Annotated in this window: 15 protein-coding genes and 1 pseudogene; 1 reads left to right on the top strand and 15 read right to left on the bottom strand. The window is 69.8% G+C overall.

Features of this window, described 5'->3' with window-relative positions; all coding sequences use genetic code 11:
• Positions 1-91: 91 nt before the first annotated feature.
• The 8 genes and pseudogenes from JIAGA_RS0120600 to JIAGA_RS31285 all read right to left on the bottom strand — a co-directional run bounded on the left by JIAGA_RS0120600 (position 92) and on the right by JIAGA_RS31285 (position 12,287).
• On the bottom strand, positions 92-2,377 hold the full coding sequence (locus JIAGA_RS0120600) for a S9 family peptidase (protein WP_026877115.1): 2,286 nt from the start codon (positions 2,375-2,377) through the stop codon (positions 92-94).
• A 17-nt stretch (positions 2,378-2,394) separates the two neighbouring features.
• Positions 2,395-3,819, bottom strand: a complete 1,425-nt coding sequence (locus JIAGA_RS31300) for an aldehyde dehydrogenase family protein (RefSeq protein WP_051426327.1) — start codon at positions 3,817-3,819, stop codon at positions 2,395-2,397.
• The gene (locus JIAGA_RS0120590) at positions 3,816-5,384 is read right to left on the bottom strand and encodes a GMC family oxidoreductase (RefSeq protein WP_026877114.1); all 1,569 of its coding nucleotides are present in this window, start codon (positions 5,382-5,384) and stop codon (positions 3,816-3,818) included. Before JIAGA_RS0120590 ends, JIAGA_RS31300 begins: the two co-directional genes overlap by 4 nt.
• Positions 5,381-5,832, bottom strand: a pseudogene (locus tag JIAGA_RS36210) (alpha/beta hydrolase family protein); the annotation flags it as partial. The gene JIAGA_RS0120590 and the pseudogene JIAGA_RS36210, both read right to left, overlap by 4 nt.
• Before the next feature lie 219 nt (positions 5,833-6,051).
• Positions 6,052-7,941 (bottom strand): S9 family peptidase, encoded by a 1,890-nt coding sequence (locus JIAGA_RS0120580; protein ID WP_026877112.1) that lies wholly within the window; start codon positions 7,939-7,941, stop codon positions 6,052-6,054.
• A gap of 7 nt (positions 7,942-7,948) precedes the next feature.
• Positions 7,949-8,947 (bottom strand): dipeptidase, encoded by a 999-nt coding sequence (locus JIAGA_RS33370; protein ID WP_026877111.1) that lies wholly within the window; start codon positions 8,945-8,947, stop codon positions 7,949-7,951.
• Positions 8,944-10,794: a S9 family peptidase gene (locus JIAGA_RS31290; protein WP_051426326.1), complete on the bottom strand. Its 1,851-nt coding sequence runs from the start codon at positions 10,792-10,794 to the stop codon at positions 8,944-8,946. Before JIAGA_RS31290 ends, JIAGA_RS33370 begins: the two co-directional genes overlap by 4 nt.
• Entirely contained in the window at positions 10,791-12,287 is a 1,497-nt protein-coding gene (locus tag JIAGA_RS31285) for a S10 family peptidase (protein ID WP_051426325.1), read from the bottom strand. The genes JIAGA_RS31290 and JIAGA_RS31285 overlap by 4 nt, the downstream gene beginning before the upstream one ends.
• A gap of 108 nt (positions 12,288-12,395) precedes the next feature.
• Here JIAGA_RS31285 and JIAGA_RS31280 point away from each other — a divergent pair, with 108 nt between their 5' ends.
• On the top strand, positions 12,396-13,055 hold the full coding sequence (locus JIAGA_RS31280; RefSeq protein ID WP_051426324.1) for a (2Fe-2S)-binding protein: 660 nt from the start codon (positions 12,396-12,398) through the stop codon (positions 13,053-13,055).
• Here JIAGA_RS31280 and JIAGA_RS0120555 read toward each other — a convergent pair.
• From JIAGA_RS0120555 to JIAGA_RS0120525, 7 genes are all read right to left on the bottom strand, one after another.
• Positions 13,013-14,011, bottom strand: a complete 999-nt coding sequence (locus tag JIAGA_RS0120555) for a dipeptidase (protein WP_026877110.1) — start codon at positions 14,009-14,011, stop codon at positions 13,013-13,015. The genes JIAGA_RS31280 and JIAGA_RS0120555 overlap by 43 nt on opposite strands.
• Positions 14,012-14,045: 34 nt before the next feature.
• Positions 14,046-15,926, bottom strand: a complete 1,881-nt coding sequence (locus JIAGA_RS31275; protein WP_211239754.1) for a dipeptide ABC transporter ATP-binding protein — start codon at positions 15,924-15,926, stop codon at positions 14,046-14,048.
• Complete coding sequence (locus tag JIAGA_RS0120545) at positions 15,923-16,789, bottom strand: ABC transporter permease (RefSeq protein ID WP_211239753.1); 867 nt, start codon at positions 16,787-16,789, stop codon at positions 15,923-15,925. Before JIAGA_RS0120545 ends, JIAGA_RS31275 begins: the two co-directional genes overlap by 4 nt.
• Positions 16,786-17,751 carry an ABC transporter permease gene (locus JIAGA_RS0120540; protein WP_026877108.1) on the bottom strand — a complete coding sequence of 322 codons (966 nt, stop codon included), beginning with the start codon at positions 17,749-17,751 and terminating at the stop codon, positions 16,786-16,788. The genes JIAGA_RS0120545 and JIAGA_RS0120540 overlap by 4 nt, the downstream gene beginning before the upstream one ends.
• Positions 17,748-17,897, bottom strand: a complete 150-nt coding sequence (locus JIAGA_RS0120535) for a hypothetical protein (RefSeq protein ID WP_157553357.1) — start codon at positions 17,895-17,897, stop codon at positions 17,748-17,750. Before JIAGA_RS0120535 ends, JIAGA_RS0120540 begins: the two co-directional genes overlap by 4 nt.
• 26 nt (positions 17,898-17,923) lie before the next feature.
• On the bottom strand, positions 17,924-19,579 hold the full coding sequence (locus JIAGA_RS0120530) for an ABC transporter substrate-binding protein (protein ID WP_169738905.1): 1,656 nt from the start codon (positions 19,577-19,579) through the stop codon (positions 17,924-17,926).
• A gap of 113 nt (positions 19,580-19,692) precedes the next feature.
• Entirely contained in the window at positions 19,693-21,354 is a 1,662-nt protein-coding gene (locus tag JIAGA_RS0120525; RefSeq protein WP_084469857.1) for an ABC transporter substrate-binding protein, read from the bottom strand.
• Positions 21,355-21,369 lie beyond the last annotated feature (15 nt).

The following is a 21,369-nucleotide window of genomic DNA, read 5'->3' as shown; positions in this document are numbered from 1 at the left end:
GCAGGTGCACAGGTGCTCGCGCACCGGGGCCGCGAACGCGTCGGGCGCCTGGGCCTTGCAGCGCCTGGACCAGGTGTTCCGTCCTCGGTGATCACCGGAAGGGCGAGGCGCCCAGGGAGGCCAGGAGCTCGGCATCGAGCGGGATGTCCGCGATGCGGTACGCCGGGGGCGTCTCGCCCATGAGGTGACGGACGAGGTAGTCCCAGCGCCGCCGGAGCCAGTACTCCTGATGCACCATCAGGGAGTGCTCGGCGTTCGGGACGATGAGCAGGTCGAAGTCCTTGTTCGCCGCGATCAACGCGTCCACCAGCCGCATCGTCAGATGCGGCGTGACGTTGTCGTCCATCTCGCCGTGCACCAGGAAGAGCTTGCCCTTCAGGTTGCCGGCGAGCGAGGCGTTGGAATGGGCCTCATAGTCGAACTCGTCGGGCCGTCCGAAGAACTTCTCTCCCCACCACGCGTGGTAGGTCTTGTCGTCGTGGTCGCCGGCGGACGAGACCGCGACCTTGAAGAAGTCGGGAGCCTGCAGCAGCGCCCTGGTGGACCCGAGTCCGCCGCCGGAGTGGCCGAAGATGCCGACCCGATCCAGATCCATCCACGGCCGGGTCTCGGCGAGCTGCGTGATCGCCGCGACATGGTCGTCGACGTACTGGCCGGCGCCGTGCAGGCGCTCATGATCCTGGAACGCCTTGTGCCGCAGCGCGGTCCCCCGTGCGTCGACGGCGACGACAGCGAAGCCGAGTGCGGCGAACACGTGCCCGTTGCGGGAGCCGGTCAGGGCGCCGCCCGACAGTGGGAACCGCAGCGGCGTGGTCGACACCTGCGGGCCGGCGTAGATCTCGTCGAGGACGGGGTACCGCTGCGACGGGTCGAAGTCGAACGGCGTGTAGATGGCGCAGTAGATGTCGGTCGCGCCGTCGGCCGCCTTGACCACGACGCGTTCCGGCGGTGTCCAGCCGGCGGCGTAGAGAGCCGACGCGTCCGCCTGCTCGAGGTCCATCACCACCTCGCCGGTGGTCCCGTCGCGCAGCACCGACACGGCGGGGACGTCGATCCGGGACGTGACGTCGACGAAGAACCTCCCGGACCTCGACGGCAGACAGTCGTGGTCGAGTCCGTCGGAGGTGATGGCCGTGACCTCGCCACCGTTCAGCGACACCGAGTAGAGCTGCTGCAGGTAGATGTCGGTACCGGGCTCACGACCGGCCGCGGTGAAGAAGACTCGTCGGGCCTGCTCGTCGACGCTGACGATCCTGCGGACCAGCCAGTCACCGGAGGTGACCGTCGTGACGGCGCCTTCAGGGCCGTGCAGGTACAGGTGGCCCCAGCCGCTGCGCTCGGACCACAGCAGCACCTCCCCCGTATCCAGGACGGTGACGTTGCGTTCGTGGTGATGGGGCGCGTACAGGATCTGGGTCTGGCTGGTCTCCTCCACGAGCACGGTGTCCGCCCCGGTCTGCGGGTCGAGCTCGCGGACCCTCGACGTCTTGTCGCCACGATCACCCCACACCCAGTAGATCTTGGTGCCGTCGTCGTTCCACCAGACGAATCCGTAGGCGATCGTCGGCACGAACGGAGTCGGGATCGGTCCGCACGTCGATCGCGTCGCCTTCCCCGTCGCCACGTCGAAGACGAAGAACTCGGCCGTGGCGATCGTCTCGTCCCCGACCATCGGGTAGTGATAGCTCATCGGCGTGGGACGTCCGCCGTCCGCCGGCGTGGAACGGACCAGGTGCATGAGCTCGACGCCGCGCTGATCGAGCCGGTGGGTGACGAACCGGGTCGAGTCCGGAGACCACACCACCTGCGGCGGGAGAGTGAAGCCGAGGTTCTCCTGCATCACCAGGGACGCGACCGCGTCGTTCGTCGAGCCGTATGAGTAGGACTCGACTCCGTCGGTGGTGAGCCACCGCTCCTCGTCGGTCGCCGTGTCGCGTACGTACAGATTGTGGTCGCGCGCGCCCACGGACCAGCGCCCGTCGGGAGACCGGACCTCGGCCGGGTGGGCCGGGCCGACGACGGTCGCCATGTACGTCTCGAGCGAGATCTCGATGCGCTGCCCGCCGACGACGACCTGGACCGCCCCGTCGACGAGGTCGATCGCGACGAACGGAAGCGCTGCCGGATCGACCTCGTCGTCGATGACACCGCTCAGCGACTTCGCCAGACGGGCGTGGTCGAACACGGGCTGCTTCGTGCCGGCCACCGCGTCGACGAAGAAGAAGCGGGCGCCGTCGGCAGTGGCAATCCGGTACCAGAACGTCTCGGTGTCCCGGATCCAGACCGGACTCACCCGCGGCGCGTCGACCAGCTTCTTCAGGTTGTGCGGCAGTAGCGCCTCGGCCTTGGCATAGCGGGCCGCAAGATCGGTGGTCATGACGTTCACTCCTCGAGTCATCCGACGAAGCGTGCGCCGGTGAAGAACTGCGGCCCCTGCCCTGATCCGATCTGCCCGACACCGCTACTGCCCCACATGCCCATCACCGGGTCGGAGTCGGGCGGGCCGTAGGGCGAGTTCAACCGCACCAGACCGGCGCGCAACCGGCGGCCCACGGCCCGAGCGGCGTCGCGATCACTGGCGAACACGTAGCCGGCCAGACCGTAGGAGTGGTCGTTGGCGATGGTGACCGCCTCGTCGAGGTCCCGATACGTCCGGACCAGCAGCGCAGGTCCGAAGATCTCCTCGCGGAGGTCCGGGGCGCCGTCGGCGAGCACCACGGCCGGCGCCACGAAGTGACCTTCGGACTCCGGCACCTTCCCGTATCGGCGTACCTCGCAGCCACGCGCGGCGAACTGAGCGAGCTGCTCCTCGACCCGGCGGCGATGCGGCTCGTGTGCCAGCGGACCCAGCTGGGTGGCGGGGTCGGCCGTGCCACCGATGGTCACCGCGTCGAGGATGGTCGCGAACGCGGTCACGTATTCCTGCGCCTCGGCCTCGGGGACGATGAGTCGTCGCGGCGCGACGCAGTACTGAGCGTTCAGCGTCAACATCGCCGTGACGACGTGCTCGGCCACCGTCGCCGGGTCCTCGCCCGGAAGCACCACGGCCGGGTTGTTGCCGGACAGCTCGAGGTCGACGGGTTTGAGCTGCGCCGCGCAGGCCTGCGCCACGGCGGTGCCACCGGCCACCCCGCCGGTGTAGGAGACGGCGGCGACGCGCTCGTCGCTGACCAGGGAGGCGCCGACCGCGCTGCCGCCGTGGACGATCTGCACGACACCCGCGGGCAGGGTCGCCTGGACCGCCTCGGCGAAGATCCCGGTGAAGTGCGGCGCCCACTCCGACGGCTTGATGATCACCGGGCAGCCGGCCGTCAGGGCGTCGGCGGTCTTGACCATCGCCAGGTTGGCCGGGGCGTTCCACGGGAGGAACACCGCGGCCGGGCCCCACGGGAGCCGCCACTGGTCGCTCGCACCGGCCGACGTGGCCTGCTCGGCGTGGCCGAACCCCTCCTCGATCTGCGCGGCGCCGGCGTCCAGGAGCAGGGCCACGGCGCCCGCGAACGCGGTGATCGTCGCCTGCGACACCCCCGTGTCCTGGGCGTCGGCCCGGGCGATGTCGGTGACGCGGGCCTGCAGCTCGCCGCCCAGGGCTCGCAGGGCCGCGGCGCGTTCCTCGCGCGGCAGCCCGAACCAGGTTCCGTCGCTGTGCGCGGCCCACGCGGCGCCCAGGGCCGCGTCGACGCTCGCGGCGGAGCTGGCCCGTTGCGGGTGCAGCTCCCGTCCGGTGTCGGCGTCGGTCAGGACCGGGTCCAGGGTGTCCGCCGGGATCGCCGACGTCGCGCCGACCAGTTCCCGGATCGTGCAGTCGTGATCGCTCACTGTGAGGTGGCCTCCTCGCGCATCGATGCCGCGACCTTCTCGCCGACGAGGATCGCGGTCAGGTTGGTGTTCGCCCGGGTCACCCACGGGAGGATGCTCGCGTCGGCCACCCGCAGCCCGTCGACGCCGAGCACGCGGCCGTGCGGGTCGACCACGACCTCCGGGTCGTCCGGCGCGCCCATGCGGCACGTCCCGCTCGCGTGCACCGTGTCGGACACGGCGGCGAGGGCGAACCGCTCGAACTCGTCGTCGGTCATGGTCTCGGCGGGATCGGCGCTCACCGAGCCGAGCCCGCTGAGGCTCATCGCCGACGCGATGGCCCTCAGCTCCGGCTGTGCGGCGAAGGACCGCAGCTCGTCGGTCACGGCGCGGAATCTGCGCAGGTCGTCGGGATGGGACAGCAGGCCGAGGTCGACCACCGGGTCGGTGGCCGGGTCGGTGGAGGCCAGCCGGACCGATCCGGTGGAGCTGACCCGGTTAACCCACCCGACGACACCGGCGGCCGGCACGCCGAGGCCCAGCGCGCCGGTCACCGCGATCATGGCGTCGTTGACCTCGCCCCCGACGCCGGTGGTGAACCGCACGCAAACCTGGCCGCGCATTGGCACACCGCGGTAGTCGATCTCCTGGTGCAGGCCGAGGCCCAGCGCGATGCTCGGGTGGTCCTGCAGGCCGCGCCCGACGGGCAGGTCCGCGATCGGCGCGACGCCGGCGTCGCGCAGCTCACCGGCCGGGCCGATGCCCGAGCGCAGCAGGACCGCCGGCGAGTGGATGGCGCCGGCGGACACGACGACCTCGGCGGCCCGGTACTCGACCGGCTCACCCGCGACGACGGCACGCACGCCGCTCACGCGGTTCCCGGTGAACAGGATCCGGTCGACCAGCGCGTCGCCCACCACGTGCAGGCCCGGACGGTCACGCGCCGGCTCGAGGTACCCGTCGTTCGTCGAGACCCGGACAGTGCCGAAGCTGTTGAGCGCGTAGGGCGACACCCCGGTCGAGCCCGGCGCGTTGTGGTCCGGCGCCCACGGGTGGCCCAGCCGCCGGGCGACCTGGTCGACGGCGGCGTCGACGGCGGCGAACTCCTCGTGCCGCGGACGCGTAACCGGGATCGGCCCGTCGCTGCCGTGGTACGGCTCGTCGCCGAAGTCCAGGTCGTTCTCGAGCCGGCGCAGCAGCGGCAGGACGTCGTCGTAGCCCCAGCCGGCGCAGCCCTGCGCGGCCCAGCCGTCGAAGTCCTCGACGGTCGCCCGGATCGCGAAGAGCCCGTTGACCGCGGAGCTGCCGCCCACGCCGCGTCCGCGCGCGTATGGCAGCCGGTCCTGCACGGGCGTCCGTGCCGCCAGCAGCTCCGCGAACATGTGGGTCTTCAGCAGGTTCGCGGTCGGCATGACGATCATCGGCTCGATGCTGCGGATCTCAGGGACCGCGTCGGCCGACCGGTAGTCCGGGCCGGCCTCCAGGACGAGCACCCGGCGGCCGTCGTCCTCGGTCAGCCGGCCGGCCAGCGCCGCGCCCGCGGAACCGGCGCCGACGACGATGACGTCGTACACGGGATCGGTCACCGCTGCTCCTCCCTGAGGTCGCCCAGATGCTCGGCGAAGTGGCGTTCGACGGTGCGGAACATCGTCATGACGTTCTCCGGGTTCTGGAAGCCGTGCCCCTCGTCGTCGGCCACGAGGTACTCGACGGCGACGCCGCGGGCGCGCAGCGTCTCGACGATGGCGTCGGACTCCGCCTTGACGACACGGACGTCGTTGGCGCCCTGGACAACCAGCAACGGCGTCCGGATCCGGTCGACCATCGTGATGGGCGACCGGGCCAGCAGGTCCGCCTCGTGCTCGGGATCGGGGGGTCGCCGCAGTAGAGCAGGAAGTTGTTCACCATCTGCGGATGCAGGAACTCCGGCAGCGTGCGCATGAAGTTCGGCAGGCTGGAGATGCCGCAGTAGTCGACCGCCGCGGCGAAGCCAGTCCTCGTTGCCGTCGGTGTCCTGCAAGTACAGCAGCCACCGCGGGTCGTCGGTCCAGAAGTAGCGCCTGATGCCGCGCCGCTCGTCGTGGGTCACGCACACCGCGTCGGCGTGCTCCTCGTCGACGCCGCGCACCCAGACGTTCGTCCGCCCGCTCCACGGCGCCAGACAGGCCAGTCGCGTCCCGTCGGGCGAGATCGAAGCGCCGGAGAACTCCGGGTCCGCGAACAGCTCCTCGACCTCGATCAGCCCTGGAGCGGTCATGACGACCGCCCGCCGAGGTGCTCGGCGAAGAAGCGGTCCATGGCGTGAAACATGGTGATCAGGTTCTCGGGGTTCTGGAACCCGTGACCCTCGTCGTCGGCGACGATGTACTCAACCGTGACCCCTTGCGCGCGGAGGGCGCCGACGATGTTGTCGGCCTCCTCCTTGACGACCCGGGAATCGTTGGCGCCCTGGACGACGAGCAGCGGGGTGCGGATGCGGTCGACCATGGTGATCGGCGACCGGGTGAGCATGTCGGCCTCGTCCGCCGGGTCCTCGGGGTCGCCGACGTAGCGGTACCAGCTGTTGCCGATGAGCGGCTTCAGGAACTCCGGCAGAGTGCGCATGAAGTTCGGCAGGCTCGAGATGCCGACGTAGTCGACCGCCGCGGCGAAGAAGTCCGGAGTGACCGTGACGCCGACGAGCGCCGAGTAACCACCGTACGAGCCGCCGTAGATCCCGATGCGCTCCGGGTCGGCGTAACGCTGCTCGACGGCCCAGTTCGCGGCGTCGATCAGGTCGTCGTGCATCGCGCCGGCGAACTCCTTGATCGCGGCGCTGATGTGCTTCGCGCCGTAGCCGGACGAGCCGCGGAAGTTGACCTGGAGCACGGCGTAGCCGCGGTTGGCCAGGAACTGGATCTGCGGGTCGAAGCCCCACGAGTCGTGGCACCAGGGCCCGCCGTGCACCTTCAGGATCAGCGGCAGGCCGGCGGGCTCGACGCCGACCGGCAGGGTGAGGAACGCGTGCAGCGGCAGCCCGTCCCGAGCCGGGAACGCGACAGACGTCATCGGCGCCAGCTCCGCCGGGTCCAGCCGCGGGTAGGGCCGGAACAGCAGCCGGCTCTCCCGCGTGCCGTGGTCGTAGTAGTAGGTGAGGCCCGGTTCCCGGTCGTGCGCGAACGTCGCGACCCAGCGCTGTTCCGACTCGTCCGACGAGACCGCCGCCAGCACGCCGTCGGACAGCTTGGACAGCTCCGCGTACACGTCCGCGAAGTGCGGGTCGAGCACCAGGAGCTCCGGGCGCTCGCCCACGAACCGCGCGGCCAGGACCTCGCCGGTGCGCCGGCTGGTGAACAGGGTGGGCGGATAGGTGCGCGAGACGTAGCCCATGGTGCAGAGGCTGTGCCCGTCCATCGCCGCGACCACGGTCTCGGCGCCGGTCCCGGCGTCGACCCGGACCAGGCGCAGGTCGTCGGTGCCCTGGTAGGCGCCGACGAGCAGGCCCTTGCCGTCGGCCGTGACGTGCGCCGGGTAGATCCCCATCGGGTACTCCGGGCCGCCGGCCCGGTGGAACGGGCGCAGCTCGCCCGTCTCCTCGTCGACCGTGGAGAACTCCCACACGCCGACCTCGGCGATCCGCGAGTAGAAGACCTCTCCGGCGCGGCCGAACAGGAAGTGCCCCGCGGACTCGGGGTTCTCCCGGTGCAGGGTCGTCTCGCCGGTGGCGATGTCGACGCGGAACGCGTCGACGAACATGTGCCGCTGGTTCATCGACACCACGACCGTGCCCGGCAGCGACGACAGCGGCGACACGTCCATGACCCGCGATCCCGGCGGCAGCGGCGTCAGGTCGACGGCGGGCTCGTCCGGCGCGTCGAGATCCACCCGATACAGGTGCCAGTCCTCGTTGCCGTCGGTGTCCTGCAGGTACAGCAGCCAGCGCGAGTCGTCGGTCCAGTAGTAGGTCTTGATGCCGCGTCGCGCGTCGTGCGTGACGCACACGGCGGCCTCGTGCTCCTCGTCGATGCCGCGGACCCAGACGTTCGTCCGCCCGCTCCACGGCGCCAGGTGGGCGAGGCGCTTCCCGTCGGGCGAGATCGACGCGCCGGAGAACTCCGGGTCCGCGAACAGCTCCTCGACGTCGATCACCCTCGGTACGGCCATGACGTGCTCACCTCGCCGTCTCGGGCCGGGCGCGCTCCAGCATCGCGAGGTAGGACCCGCTGGTGACGAGGTCGAGCTCGGCCTGGTCGAGACCGCGTTCGCGCAGCCCCTCGACGAGGTTGTTCAGGCGGCTGGCGTCCTCCATCCCAGTTGGCCCCACGGCATAGACGTCCGGGCCGACCTCGTTCAGCCCGTAGGCGTTGTCCGGGTCGGCCGACTTGAGTCCGGCCGCGATCATCTCCATGGGCGACCCGGAGTAGTCCGCCCCGATCGCCAGGTGCTCGGCCCCGACCAGGTCGTAGATGTGCATCGCGTGATCGAGCACGTCAGCGAGGGTCGCCTGGTAGGGGTCCTCTGTGACGTAGCCGCGGTAGGTGGTGATGCCGATGACGCCGTTGCGCGCGGCGACGGCCTTGATCTGCTCGTCGGTCAGGTTGCGCCGGTGCGGAGAAACCGCGTCGGCGTTGGCGTGGGAGACGAAGACATCGCCGTCGTAGATGTCCAGCGCGTCCCAGAACGACGCCCGCGACATGTGCACGAGGTCCACCATGAGCGGCAGCGACTCCAGCTCTTTGAGCACCTGCTTGCCGAGATGGCTGAACCCCCCCTCGCCGAAGCGCTCGTTGCAGCCGGTGCACAGCAGGTTCTGCATGTTGTGCGAGAACGTGAACGTGGTGACGCCTAGCTCGGACATGGTCTCGAGGGCCTCGAAGTCACCGACCAGCGCGCCGTAGCCCTCGAACGAGATGAAGAGGCCGAACGACCCCTCGGGACGGTTCTCGAAGTCGGCCCGGGACGTGCAGAACGTGATCTCGCCCTCGGACCGGCGCGCCTCCGACAGGAGCATGCCGATCGTGCTCCAGTCGGAGATCTGCATGATGGCCCCGGTCAGGCCGCCGGCCCGCCACGACTCCAGATAGTTCTCGCGCAGGATCTGAGCGTGCCGGTCGGCCCGGTGCCCCTCCATCACGTGCGCGATGGTGGGGCCGACGTAGATGTTGATCATCTCGCTCCTCCTTCTGGCGCTGACGAGTCCACCGCGGCCAGGACGCGGGCGTAGAAGTCACGCTCGGCCTCGAGGGCGTGGACGAGGTTCTCGGCCTTCGCGAACAGGTGGCCCTCGCCCGCGTAGACGTGGTGCTCGTGCTCGACGCCACGCTCGCGCAGCACGACGGCGATCGCCTCGGCCTGGTCGGCGGGGACGACGTTGTCGGCCTCTCCCTGCAGGAGGATCAGCGGCGCGGTGATGTGTTCGGCCGCCGTGACCGGCGAGCGCTCGGCGTAGAGGTCCTTCGCCTGCGGCAATGGGCCGATCAGAGAGTCGAGGTAGCGGGACTCGAACTTGTGCGTGTCCGTCGCCATCTTGTACGCGTCGGCGACGCCGTTCATGCTGCCGCCGGCCGCGAACACGTCGCGGAAGGCCATGGCGCACAGCGTCAGCCAGCCACCGCCGCTGAGGCCGCGGATCACCAGCCGGGATCTGTCTGCCAGCCCCCTGGCCACGAGGTACTCGGCTCCCGCCACGGCGTCGTCGACGTCGACGACGCCCCAATGGCCCTTGAGGGCGTCGCGGTAGGCGCGTCCGTAGCCGCTGCTGCCGCGGAAGTTGAGCTCCAGGTAGCCGTACCCGCGGCTGGTCCAGTACTGCTGCCGCAGGTCGAGCACGGGCACGACGTGGCCGGTGGGGCCGCCGTGGCAGTTGACGATCAGCGGCGGCGGGCCGTCGACCGGCACCGTCGGCGGGTACCAGAAGGCGTGCGCCACCGCACCGTCGGTCGTCGGATAGGTGATCGCCTCCGGCACCGCGACGGTCTCGGGCGCAACGGTGCCGTTGTCGCGCACCACCTCGCCCGCGCCGCCAGTGGCCGGGTCGAGCAGGACCACCGCGGGAGCGTCCCGGTACCCGGCGGCGATGACGGCGATCCGGTCGCCGACGACGGTCGGCGAGACGAACTGCGTGTACGGCGTCGCGATCTCGTCCAGCCGGCCGTCGGGGTGCCGGACGCCGAGGTGCTCGACACCGTCGATGGTCCACTTCACCACCAGCCGCCCGTCGGCGAAGACGTCGAGGCTGCGCAGGCCCAGGAACCACACCGGGCCGCCCATGTCGGCCTCCATAGCGACCAGCGCTTCGCCGGCGCTGGCCCCGTAGAGGTTCCACCAGCCGGTGCGGTCGCTGAGGAAGAGCAGGTCGCCGTCCGGCGTCCAGGTGGGCTCCAGGACGGACTCGTCCGCAGAGCCCGCGACGCGGGTCGCCGTGACGATGCCCGCGGACGTGAGCTCGGCGGTCCACAGCTGCGTGCCGTCCCACGGCATCTGCGGGTGGTCCCAGGTGATCCAGGCGATCCTGGTCCCGTCGGACGACACCCGCGGCGAGCCCACGAAGTCGTGGCCGCCGTCGAGGACGACCGGGTCGTCCGCGCCGTCCAGGCGGAGCCGCACCAGCTCGTTGGCGATGCGGCCGTCCTCGTAGTGCTGCTCCCGGACGGCGTAGACGTGCTCGCCGCTCAGCACGAAGTCGCTCCACCGCACGGTCTTGCCCAGCGCCTCCGGTGTCACCGCGACGCCGCGCCGCACGCTGTGGATGCGCTGGTCCTCGCTGTCGCACAGCAGCACCTCGCCGTCGGGCGCGACGCCGTACGGGATGCCGCCGTAGCCGACGATGTTGCTGCTCGACCGCCCCGGTGGGGTGAGGTCGACCGGGGCCGCGCCCGGCGCCCAGCGGACCACGACGGTGCGCCCCTCCGCCGGCCGGGCCTCGGTCCACAGCAGGGCGTCGCCGTCGGTGCGGAGCCAGTTGAACGCCCGGGCCGGAGCGAACACATCCGCCGCGGACAGTGGCCCGGCCGTCATGCACCGATGCCCGTCCGGACGGAGGTGAGGAACTCCACCAGATCGGCACGCGTCTGGGCCAGGGACGGCTCGTGCAGGTAGATCATGTGCCCGGACTCGTAGCGCTTCTTGGTGACGTTGCGTGCCACGTCCGGATGCAGGTGCAGGTGGTCGAACGTCAGCTCGGCCGGGAAGAACGGTGTGCCGAGGTCGTAGTAGCCGCTGAGCAGGAGCACCTTGAGGTGGGGTGAGCGGTACATCGCTCCGCGCAGCAGCGTGGCGACCTCGAGCTGGGGCGTCCAGATGCCCATCTGCTCGCTCTCGCGGTGCTTCCACTCGAAGCGCGGCCGGATGTGCCGGTACAGCAGCGGCCGGTCGGCCTCCCAGCCGAGATCGGCCCGCAGGTACTTGGTCAGCGCGGCCGTCGCCGCGCCGGTAGGCGCCGTGTAGCTGGGGTCGTTCTCGAATGCCTCGCCGGCAGAGTCGGAGTCGATGCCGGTGAAGCGGGTGTCGAGCCGGCCGACGGTGCGTGCCCGATCGCGCAGTAGTTCCTTCATGAACCGCCAGAGGGTCACCCGCAGGTTCGCCCGGAGGAAGTACTCGGCCGAGATGCCGGTCAGCTCGGAGAGCCGGTTGGCGATGCGTTGCTCCTCCGCGGCGGTGAGCCGGCTGCCCTTCAGCAGGGCCACCGAGTACTCGTTCAGGGCGAAGTCCTCGGCCTCCGCGACGACGGTCGTCAGGTCGCCGGCAATGACGCCGTGGTACAGGGCGGTCGCGGCGTAGCTGGGGAGCTGGCCGACCGGGCCGTTGTTGACGCCGACGCCGAAGGTCGTTCCCGCGACATCCATGAGCGAGGACAGCAGGATGACGCCGTCGACGAACAACCCCGGCACCTGCTGCAGGTAGTCGGCCACGGCCGGGGCCCGCAGGGTCCCGTAGCTCTCGCCGAACAGCACGATCGGGCTGTCGCCGCGGCGCTCACGCGCGATGAACTCCAGCACGAAGTCCCCGACCACGGCGGCGTCGACCTCGATCCCGTAGAACTCCTTGGGATCCACGCCTGGGGCGGTCCGACTGAAGCCGGTGCTCGGCGGGTCGAGGAACACCAGGTCGGCCACGTCCAGGAGCGAGTGCTCGTTCTCCCGCAGCTCCCAGCGCGAGACGTCGACGAGCGGGTCGCCCTCGAACACGACGCGGCGCGGGCCGTAGCTGTACATGTGCAGCCAGATCGTCGACGATCCCGGGCCGCCGTTCCACACGAAAACCAGCGGCCGCTTCTGGGTCGACGGCGCCCCGTCACGCAGGTAGGCGGTGTAGAAAATGGCGACCTTCGGCTTGCTCTGCTCGTCATCGTCGTGCATGACCATGCGACCGGTCTTGGCCGTGTACTGGATCCGCTCGCCGCCGATGGTCACGGCGTGCTGGGTGACGAACTGCTGGTCCTCCAGCGGTTTCGTGTCCGCGACCTTGTCGGCCTCGGTGGCGGTGGACTCTTTGGTCACGGCGTCCGGCATCGATGTCTCCCAGAGATCGGCGGTGTTCGGACTGTACGACTATGTCAATATGCAGTCAATAGCGTGTGCTTACTATCGAGCTAGCACAGCGGTTGAAAGGGACCACACATGGGCGAAACGGAGGACGCGATACGGTGGGTCCGCGACCGCACGCCGCACTACCTCGTGCGCGTCGGCGCCGAGGCCGGCGGCCGTCCCACCGCGGACCTGCTTGATCCGGACGTCACCGTCGCGCTGATCGCCGAGGTGGGCGGGCGCATCGGCGCCGCCGAGGCCCGCGTCGCGGTCTCGACCCTCTTCCTCGGCTTCGCCTCCCGCCTGTGGTGTTTGGCCATCGGCACCGCCGAGCTCACCGGCCGCGGTCTCGACCTCGACCCCGACGCCCTGGGTTGGTCCAGCTTCAGGGGCTCGCTGACGCTGCACTGCCGCACGCCGCGCCTCGGAGCGACGCCCGCCGAGGAGGTGATCGACCGGCAGTTGACACCGCTGGTACGCGCCTGGAGCCGCTGGATCGCTCCCGGCGCCCTGTGGGGCAACGCCGCGTCGGCCCTGCGTGGCGCGGGAACCGTCCTTGGCCCCGCGGCGATGTCGCTGGCCGAGGAGGCGCTCGCCCACCCACTGCTGGCCGGCCGGCTGGAGCCGGGCACGTCGCGGCGGCGAAGCTGCTGCCTGTTCTACCGTGCCCGACCCGGCGCCTACTGCGGCGACTGCCCGCTGCCTCGGCATCAGGGCTTCGACGGGCGGGACCGCTCGAGCATCCGCAGGTAGGACTCCCCGCAGACCAGGTCGACCTCGTCGGGGGTCAGACCGCGCTCGGCGAGGCCGGTGGCGATCGCGCCGAGGTTGCTGGCGTCCTCCAGGCCCTCTGGGCCGTACGTGTACAGCTCGCGGCCGCGACCCTTGATGCCGTGGGCGCCGTCGGGGTCGATCATGTCCAGCACGGGCAGTAGCATCTCGACGGGCGACTCGCAGTAGTCGGCCCCGATGCTGAGGTGCTCCGGACCAACCATGTCGTACATGTACATCGCATGGTCAAGCAGGTCGGAAAGCGTGGCCTTCAGCGGCTCCGACGACACGTAGCCGCGGAACGTGTTGAGTCCGATCGTCCCATTGCGCTCCGCGACAGCCTTGATCTGGTCGTCGGTCAGGTTGCGCGGGTGCGGGCAGAGCGCGTCGGCGTTGGAGTGCGACACGAACAGGTCGCCGTCGTAGAGGTCGAGCGCGTCCCAGAACGACGCCCGCGACATGTGGACCAAGTCGATCATCATCGGCAGCGACTCGAGCTCCTCGAGGGTCTGCTTGCCGAGGTGGCTGAACCCGCCCTCGCCGAAGCGCTCGTTGCTGCCTGTGCAGAGCAGGTTCTGCAGGTTATGCGAGAACGTGAAGGTGGTGACGCCGAGCTCGGACAGCGTGTGCAGCGCCTCGAAGTCGCCCGCGAACGACCCGTGGCCCTCCAGAGAGAGGAAGATCCCGAACGACCCCTCCGGGCGGTTGTCGAAGTCGGCCCGTGTCCTGCAGTACGTGATCTCGCCCGCGGACCGGTCGATCTCCGCGAAATAGGCGTTGATGGACGGCCAGTTCGAGACCTGCACCACGGCACCCTCGAGACCACCCGCCCGCCACCGCGGAATGTAGGTGGAGCGCAGCACCTCCGCCTTGTTGCCCGGGATGCCGTGGTTGGCCATGACGTCGTAGATGACGCCACCGACGTAACTGTTGATCACGTTGCTTCCTCCATTCGATCGGAGTACGGGATGCCTAGGGTCGCGTCGCGGCCATCTCGTCGGCGTCGCCGATGACAAGCCACTGGCCCTCCGGGCGCGGGACGGAGTTGAGCAGCTGGGCGGTGTACTCAGCGCTCGGGTTGTCGAGCACCGACTCGGTCGGCCCGGACTCGACGACCTTGCCGTGGTGCATGACGTAGAGGTACTCCGAGGCTTGCCGCACGATGGACAGGTCGTGGGTGATGAACAGGCAGCTGATCCCGCGTTCGGTGCGGACCTCTTGCAGCAGGTTCAGGATCTGCGCCTGGACCGACATGTCCAGCGCCGACACCGGCTCGTCGCAGATCAGCACCCGGGGCTGCACCGCCAGCGCCCGCGCGATCGCGACGCGTTGCCGCTCGCCGCCGGACAGCGACGACGGACGCCGCTGGGCGTAGCTCGGCGACAGGCCGACGGACTCGAGAAGCTCGGCGATCCGGCCTTCCACCTTCCCGCCGCCGCGGTCATGGGTGGTGATCGCCTCCTTGAGCGCCCAGCCGATGGTCCGCATCGGGTTGAGGCTCGAATAGGGATCCTGGAACACGGTCTGCACGGTCTGCCGGAGCTTGCGGCGGTCGCGCGGGGTCAACGCGCTCCAGCTGCGGACCGGGATGCCGTCGATCACGATCTCGCCGCCGGACGGCGATTCGAGCCCGACCAGCATCCGGGCGATGGTGGTCTTCCCCGACCCGGATTCACCGACGATCCCGACGCTCTCGCCCTCGCGGACCGAGATCGACACGTCGTCGACGGCGGTGACGGTGCGACCCCCGCTCTCGAAGACCTTCTCGATGTTCATGACATCGATCAGCGCACCGTCGGAGCGGCCCTCGGCCGGTACCACCGCACGCTCCTCACCCTTGCTGAGGAGCGCGGCCATCTCGGCCCTGATCTCCGGCAGCCGGATACAGCGTGAGTGGCGGTCCTCGCCCACCTCGGCCAGCGGCGGCACCCCGTCCCGGCACACGTCCTCGGCCCAGCGGCACCGGGACGAAAAGGAGCAGCGGTCCTGCACGTCGGCCGCCGACGGGACCGAGCCCGGGATGGCGACGAGCTGGCGCACCCGGCGGTCGGCCGGGGGTTCGGACAGCAACAGTCCCTGCGTGTACGGATGTAGAGGCCGCTCGTGCACGTCGTCCGCCCGGCCTGTCTCAACGAGCGATCCCGCGTAGAGGACCTGGATCCGGTCGCAGGTGGCGAACGCGACCCGTAGGTCGTGGGTGATGAGGATCAGCGCCATGCCTCGCGCCGCCTGGATCCCCTTGATCAGGGCCAGGACCTCGCGCTGCGTGACCACGTCCAGCGCGGTCGACGGTTCGTCCGCGATCAGGACCTTCGGGTCCCGAGCCAGCGCCGCGGCGATCGCGACGCGCTGGCGCATGCCGCCGGAGAGCTGGAACGGGTACCGCTCGACGACCGACTCGTCGGTGATGCCCACCTCGGCGAGCCGCCGTATCGCCTCGGCTCGCCGCTCGGCGCGGCTCAGTCGCCGTTCGGGGAGCAACGACTCCTCCAGGATCCGCCCGCAGCGCATGACCGGGTTCAACATCGTGAACGGGTCCTGCATGATCATGCCGATCTGGCGGCCGCGGATGCTGCGCCACTGCCGTTCGGACAGCTCGAGGAGGTTCTGGCCGTCGAATCGGGCGGTCCCGTTCGCGACGACTCCCTCGGGCAGGAGGCCGATGAGGGCCTTCGCGCTCATCGATTTCCCGCTTCCGGACTCGCCGACGATCCCGATGCTCTCCCCCGCGGCCAGGTGCAGGTCCAGCGAGGAGACGATCGGGGCGCCGATATCGGTGCGCTCGATCCGCATCCCTTCGACCTCGAGGACGGGACGGTCGGCGGTGAGCGTGGGCTCGGTGTGGGGACTCAACGGGCTGCTCCTCGCCTCGACATCTTCTCGTACACCCAGTCGCCGATCAGGTTCACCGCCGTGGCGGTGAGCGCGATGGCGATGCCCGGCGCGATACTCGCGACCGGGTTGGTGAACAGCAAGGGCTGGTTCTCCGACAGCATCTGGCCCCAGTCGGGGGTACCCGGCTCGGCACCGAGGCCGAGGAAGGACAGGCCGGCAATGGCGACGAGCGACCCGGCGAAGATGATGACCGAGTTCGCGACGGCGGTCGCGGCGATGTTCGGCCAGATGTGCCGCACCATGATCCGGCCGTTCGAGACACCCAGTGTCTTCGCCGCCTCGACGTACGGACGCGGCACCTGCTCGAGCGTGGCGGCGCGCATGACGCGGGCGTCGGTGGGGATTGTGAGAATGGTCAGCAACGCGACGGCGAGCCAGTAGCCTCCGCCCAGCGCACCGGCCACCACGATGATGATCAGCAGCGAAGGGATGGCCACCATCAGGTCGACCCAGCGCATCAACAGCGAGTCGACGAGTCCGGCGCGGTAGCCGGCCAGGAGTCCGAGCAGGTTGCCGCACACCATGGCGACGATGGCGATGAACAGCGGCCCCATGATCGCGGACCGCGCTCCGGCCAGCAACCGGGAGAACACGTCGCGCCCCAGGCCGTCGGTGCCGAGCCAGTGTTCGGCACTCGGCGGCGCCAGGCTGCCGAGCACGTTCTGCTGGGCCGGGTCGTGGGGCGCCAGAGCCGCGCCGAAGAGTGCCACGAGCAGGACCAGAGTCATGAACCCGAGGCACAGGCCGATCAGGAACGGCGGACGGCTCTTCATCCGGCGCCTGGTCAGCTGCTGCGGCGCCGTGACAGCTGCTTCTGTCATGCCGACCTCCCTTCGAAGCGGATCCGCGGGTCGATCGCCACGTAGGCGAGGTCCGCGAGCAGGTTGGCCAGCACGATCAGCACCGCGATGAGGATCGCCAGGGCCTGGATCATCGGCATGTCACTTGTCTGGGCGGACTGCACCAGAAGCTCGCCGATGCCGCCCAGGGAGAAGGTCGCCTCCACGAACACGGCCCCGGCGAAGAAGAACGCGAGCAGGGCTCCGGATACCGTCACCACGGGGATCAGCGCGTTCCGGAACGCGTACCGGAACAGCACGTGTCCCCAGCTCAGACCCCGAGCCCGGGCGAACATGATGTAGTCCTGATCCAACACGTTGATCATCGAGGCGCGAGTGTGCCGCAGGAGGAACGCCGCGACGCACAGGGCGAGGGCCAGCGCCGGCAGGGTCAGGTGCCACAGCTGGTCGAAGAACCCCTCGCCGCGGCCGGCGGCCGGGAAGATCGGCACCAGGACGGCGAACAGGTAGAGAAGCAGGATCCCCATCACGAACGGCGGAGTGCTCAGCGCCACGACCGCTCCCGCCACCAGGCCACGGTCGAGCAGCTTCCGCTGGCGCAGCGCGGCGATGATGCCGGGGACGACGCCGAGGATCATCGTCAGGACGTAGGCGTAGACGGCGAGGAATGCCGATGGGCCCAGCCGGATCCCGATTTCGTCGGTGACCGGCAGCGTTGTCAGCGTGGATTCGCCGAAATCGAACCTCAGCGCGTCCTTCAGCCACAGCCAGTACTGGGTGAGGAACGGTTCGTCGAGGTGGTATCGCTCCGTCAGCAGTTGCACCAGCTCCGGCGTGGCCGGCTTACCGCCCAGATAGGCGTCGACCGCGGTGCCCGGGGCGATGTGAACCAGGGAGAAGACGAGGAACGACAGGATCGCGACCAGGACCACCAACGCGACCAGACGTTTGCCGATCATCAGCAGGATGGCGCGGCCGGTCATCGCAGCATCCTCACCGCGCCGGACCGTGGGGGCTTGATCATGATCACCTCTCGAGTCGTGTCACACAGCAGCGCCTCCATGCCCAGCGGCTGGACGTAAATGCCGCTGTCGCTGCCCGCGGCGCCGAACCGAGCGACCGCCGTCATGGCGTGGCGCCTTTGCCGGGCCACCGTCATCGCGGCACCACGTTCAACAGCCAGGGGAAGCTCATCCAGAAGCTGTCGTACTCGACGATGTCGTAGTCGGCCGAAGCGTAGGTGTTGCCCTCGGCGTACACCGGCACGTAGGGAACGTCCTCGGCGACCTGCTTCGACAGCTCGGTGTAGATCCGCAACCGCTCGGCCGGGTCCTGCTCCAGCAGTCCCTCGGTGAGCAGCTCGTTGATCTCCGGTGGCGTGTACTGGGCCAGGTTCAGCCCGATCGGCTCACCCGCGTCGTCGGTGTCCAGGAAGAGCGAGTCCCAGTCCGGGTCGGGCGTACAGGCGCCGGTCTCGGTGAAGGTGAACATCGGGTCGCCCTCGGAGATCATCCCGTACCACGCGGTGTCCGGGACGACCTCGACCGGGGCGTCGATGCCGATCTCGGCCAGTTGGGCCGAGATCACCTGCGCGATGGCGGAGTAGGCGCCAGGGACGGTGAGGTCGTAGCTGAACCCGTCCGGGACCGACGACTGCGCCAGCTCGGCCTCGGCGGCCTCCACGTCGAACGGATAGGTCTCGACCTCCTCCAGCGCCGCTTCGACCTCGTCGGAGGACCCGAGTGATTCGAAGAGCTGTGGGGAGATCAGCGTGTGCAGCGGCGCCCCCGCCTGCCCCTGGGTGGCGGCGATGATGTCGTCCCGGTTGATCGCGTGCGCCACTGCCCGGCGGACGTGGATGTCGTCCCATGGCTCGGTCCGCGTCGGCATGCTCACCAGCGCCGTCGCGCAGGTGGCCGTCGTGTAGGTGCTCGCCGTGCCGGCGGCGGCGACGAAGCCCTCGGGCTGAGCGATTCCTGGAGCGATGTCGATCTCACCGGCCCGCATCGCCAGGGCCATGCTGTTGTTGTCGGTGAAGAACTTGACCGAGACCCGGTCGATCGGCGGCTTGCCGCCCCAGTAGCCCTCGTGTGCCGACAGCTCCATCCCGCTCGTGGGGTTGAGGCTGTCGAGCTTCCACGGGCCGGTCCCCACCGCCAGGGTGGCCGGGCGCCCGAACTCTTCTCCGGTCTGTTCGGCGTGCGCCTTCTGGTAGACGGCCGCGTAGAACATCGCGGGCACGTACTGCCACGACGCGTCCGGCTGGTGCAACGTGACCCGGACCGTGTACGTGTCCGGCGCCTCGATGCCGGCGACAGCGGCGAAGATCGTGCTGGTCCCGCCGGCCGACGGCGACATCCGGTCCCAGGCGTACTTCACGTCCTCAGCCGTCAGCTCGGTGCCGTCCCAGAACGTCACGCCCTCGCGCAGCGTGTACTCGTAGACGGTGTCGCTGACCTGCTCCCACTCCGACGCGAGCCACGGCTCGAGGTTCCCCTCGGCGTCGACCTGCAGCAGCAGCTCCAGCGCGTTGATGTTGACGGACAGACCCGACATGATGTTCTGCGCCGGGTCGACCAGCGGCACCTGGCCCGCTATGCCGACGGTGACGTGCGCGATGGGCTCATCCGATTCCGGCTTCCCGGCGTCCACGGTCCTGCCTGTGGCCCCGGGGTGCTCGCCGTCGCTGCCGGACGGGTCGCCCTCGTCCGCCGGCCCGTTGCCGGCACACGCTGCCAGCACGGCCGCGCCGAGCAGACAGGACACGACCCGCGCCCGGCGCCACCCTCTGTTCCTCGTCGATCCGGGCATGTGCTCTCCTCGTCTGTGACCACGCCACGCGTGAACAGCAACGGGTTCGGATCCGGCAGGGGCTTCTTCTGCTTCAGGAACGGATCGCGCGTCCGGAGATCCGGACGGCGCCGTCATTTCGGCACCAGGTTCAGCGCCCAGGGCAGGTTCATCCAGAAGTAGCTGTTGTATTCGACGATGTCGTACGTGGTGGAGGCGTACGTCGTCCCCTCGGCGAACAGGGACACGTAGGGAACGTCCTCGGCGACCTGCTTCTGCAGGTCCGTGTAGATCCGCAACCGCTGCGCCGGGTCCTGCTCCAGCAGGCCCTCGGCCCACAGGTCGGTGACCTCCGGCGAGGAGTACTGGGCCATGTTCAGCCCGATCGGCTCGCCCGACTCGTCGGTTTCGAAGAAGATCGAGTCCCAGTCCGGGTCCGGCGTGCAGGCGCCGGTCGCGGAGAACGTCAGCGGCCGGACGTCCTCGCGGAGAGTGGCGTACCAAGCCGTGTCCGGGAGGACCTCGACGGTGATGTCGATGCCGATCTCGCCCAGCTGAGCGGCGATCACTTCGGCGATGGCGGCAGAGGAAGGAGGAACGGTGAGCTCGAAGCTGAACCCGTCCGGGACCGACGACTGGGCCAGCTCGGCCTTGGCGGCCTCCAGGTCGTGGGGGTACGTCTCGACCTCGTCCAGCGCGGCCTGGACCTCCTCCTCGGTGCCGAGCGTCTGGAGCAGCTGCGGGGCGATCGTGTACACCGCGGGTCCGGCCGCGGCGCCCTGGGCTGCGGCGACGATGTCGTCCCGGTTGATCGCGTGTGCGACCGCCCGGCGCACGTGCACGTCGTCCCACGGCGCCCGCCTCGTCGGCAGGCTCATCCTGGCGGTGCCGCAGGTCTCCACCGTCGTCACCGTGTTGCCACCGGCGGCGGCATCGAAGCCGGTCGGCCCGCCGACGGCGGGAGCGATGTCGATCTCGCCGGCCCGCAGCGCCAGCGCCATGCTGTTGTCGTCGGCGAACGACTTCACCGAGATCCGGTCGATCGGCGGTGTGCCGCCCCAGTAGTCCTCGTACGCGGACAGCTCCATCCCGCTGGCCGGGTTGACGCTGTCGAACTTCCACGGACCGGTCGCCACCAAAAGGGTGCCCGGCTGGCCGAAGGATTCTCCGGCCTCCTCGGCGAACTTCTTCTGGAAGATCACCGAGTACCACATGGCCGGCGTGTACTGCCAGGACGCGTCGGGCTGCTTGAGGGTCACCCGCACCGTGTGGGTGTCGACGGCCTCGACGGTGTCCACCGTGGCGAAGTACGTCGCTCGCCTGCTCTCCGGCGCCCGCAGGTGGTCCCAGGAGTACTTGACGTCCTCCGCGGTCAGCTCGGTGCCGTCCCAGAACGTCACGCCCTCACGCAGCGTGTACTCGAAGACGGTGTCGCTGACCTGCTCCCACTCCGTGGCCAGCCACGGCTGCAGCTGGCCCTCCGGGTCGATCCGCAGCAGCGGCTCCAGGCCGAGCTGGTTGACGTTGAGGCCCGCTTCCATGTTGTCGGCCGGGTCGACGAGCGTCACCTTGCCGGGAATGCCGACGTTGAGCTGCGCGATGTGCTCGTCCGAGACCGGTGCGCCCGGATCCACCGTCCGCGCGGTGTCCGCCGGCCGCTCACCGCCCCCGGCCGCACCACCCTCACCCGCGGGATCGTTCCCCGCACATGCCGCGAGCAGCGCCGTGGTGAGCAGACAGGACACGATTCGCGCCCGGCGTCCACGCCATCCCCTGGTTCCCGTCGTTTCGGACATGCGCTCACTCCTCTC

This window comes from Jiangella gansuensis DSM 44835 (assembly GCF_000515395.1).
GTDB classification, from domain to species: Bacteria; Actinomycetota; Actinomycetes; order Jiangellales; family Jiangellaceae; genus Jiangella; species Jiangella gansuensis.
The sequence above is the reverse complement of the archived record's forward strand: the minus strand, read 5'-3'. Positions and strand labels throughout refer to the sequence as shown.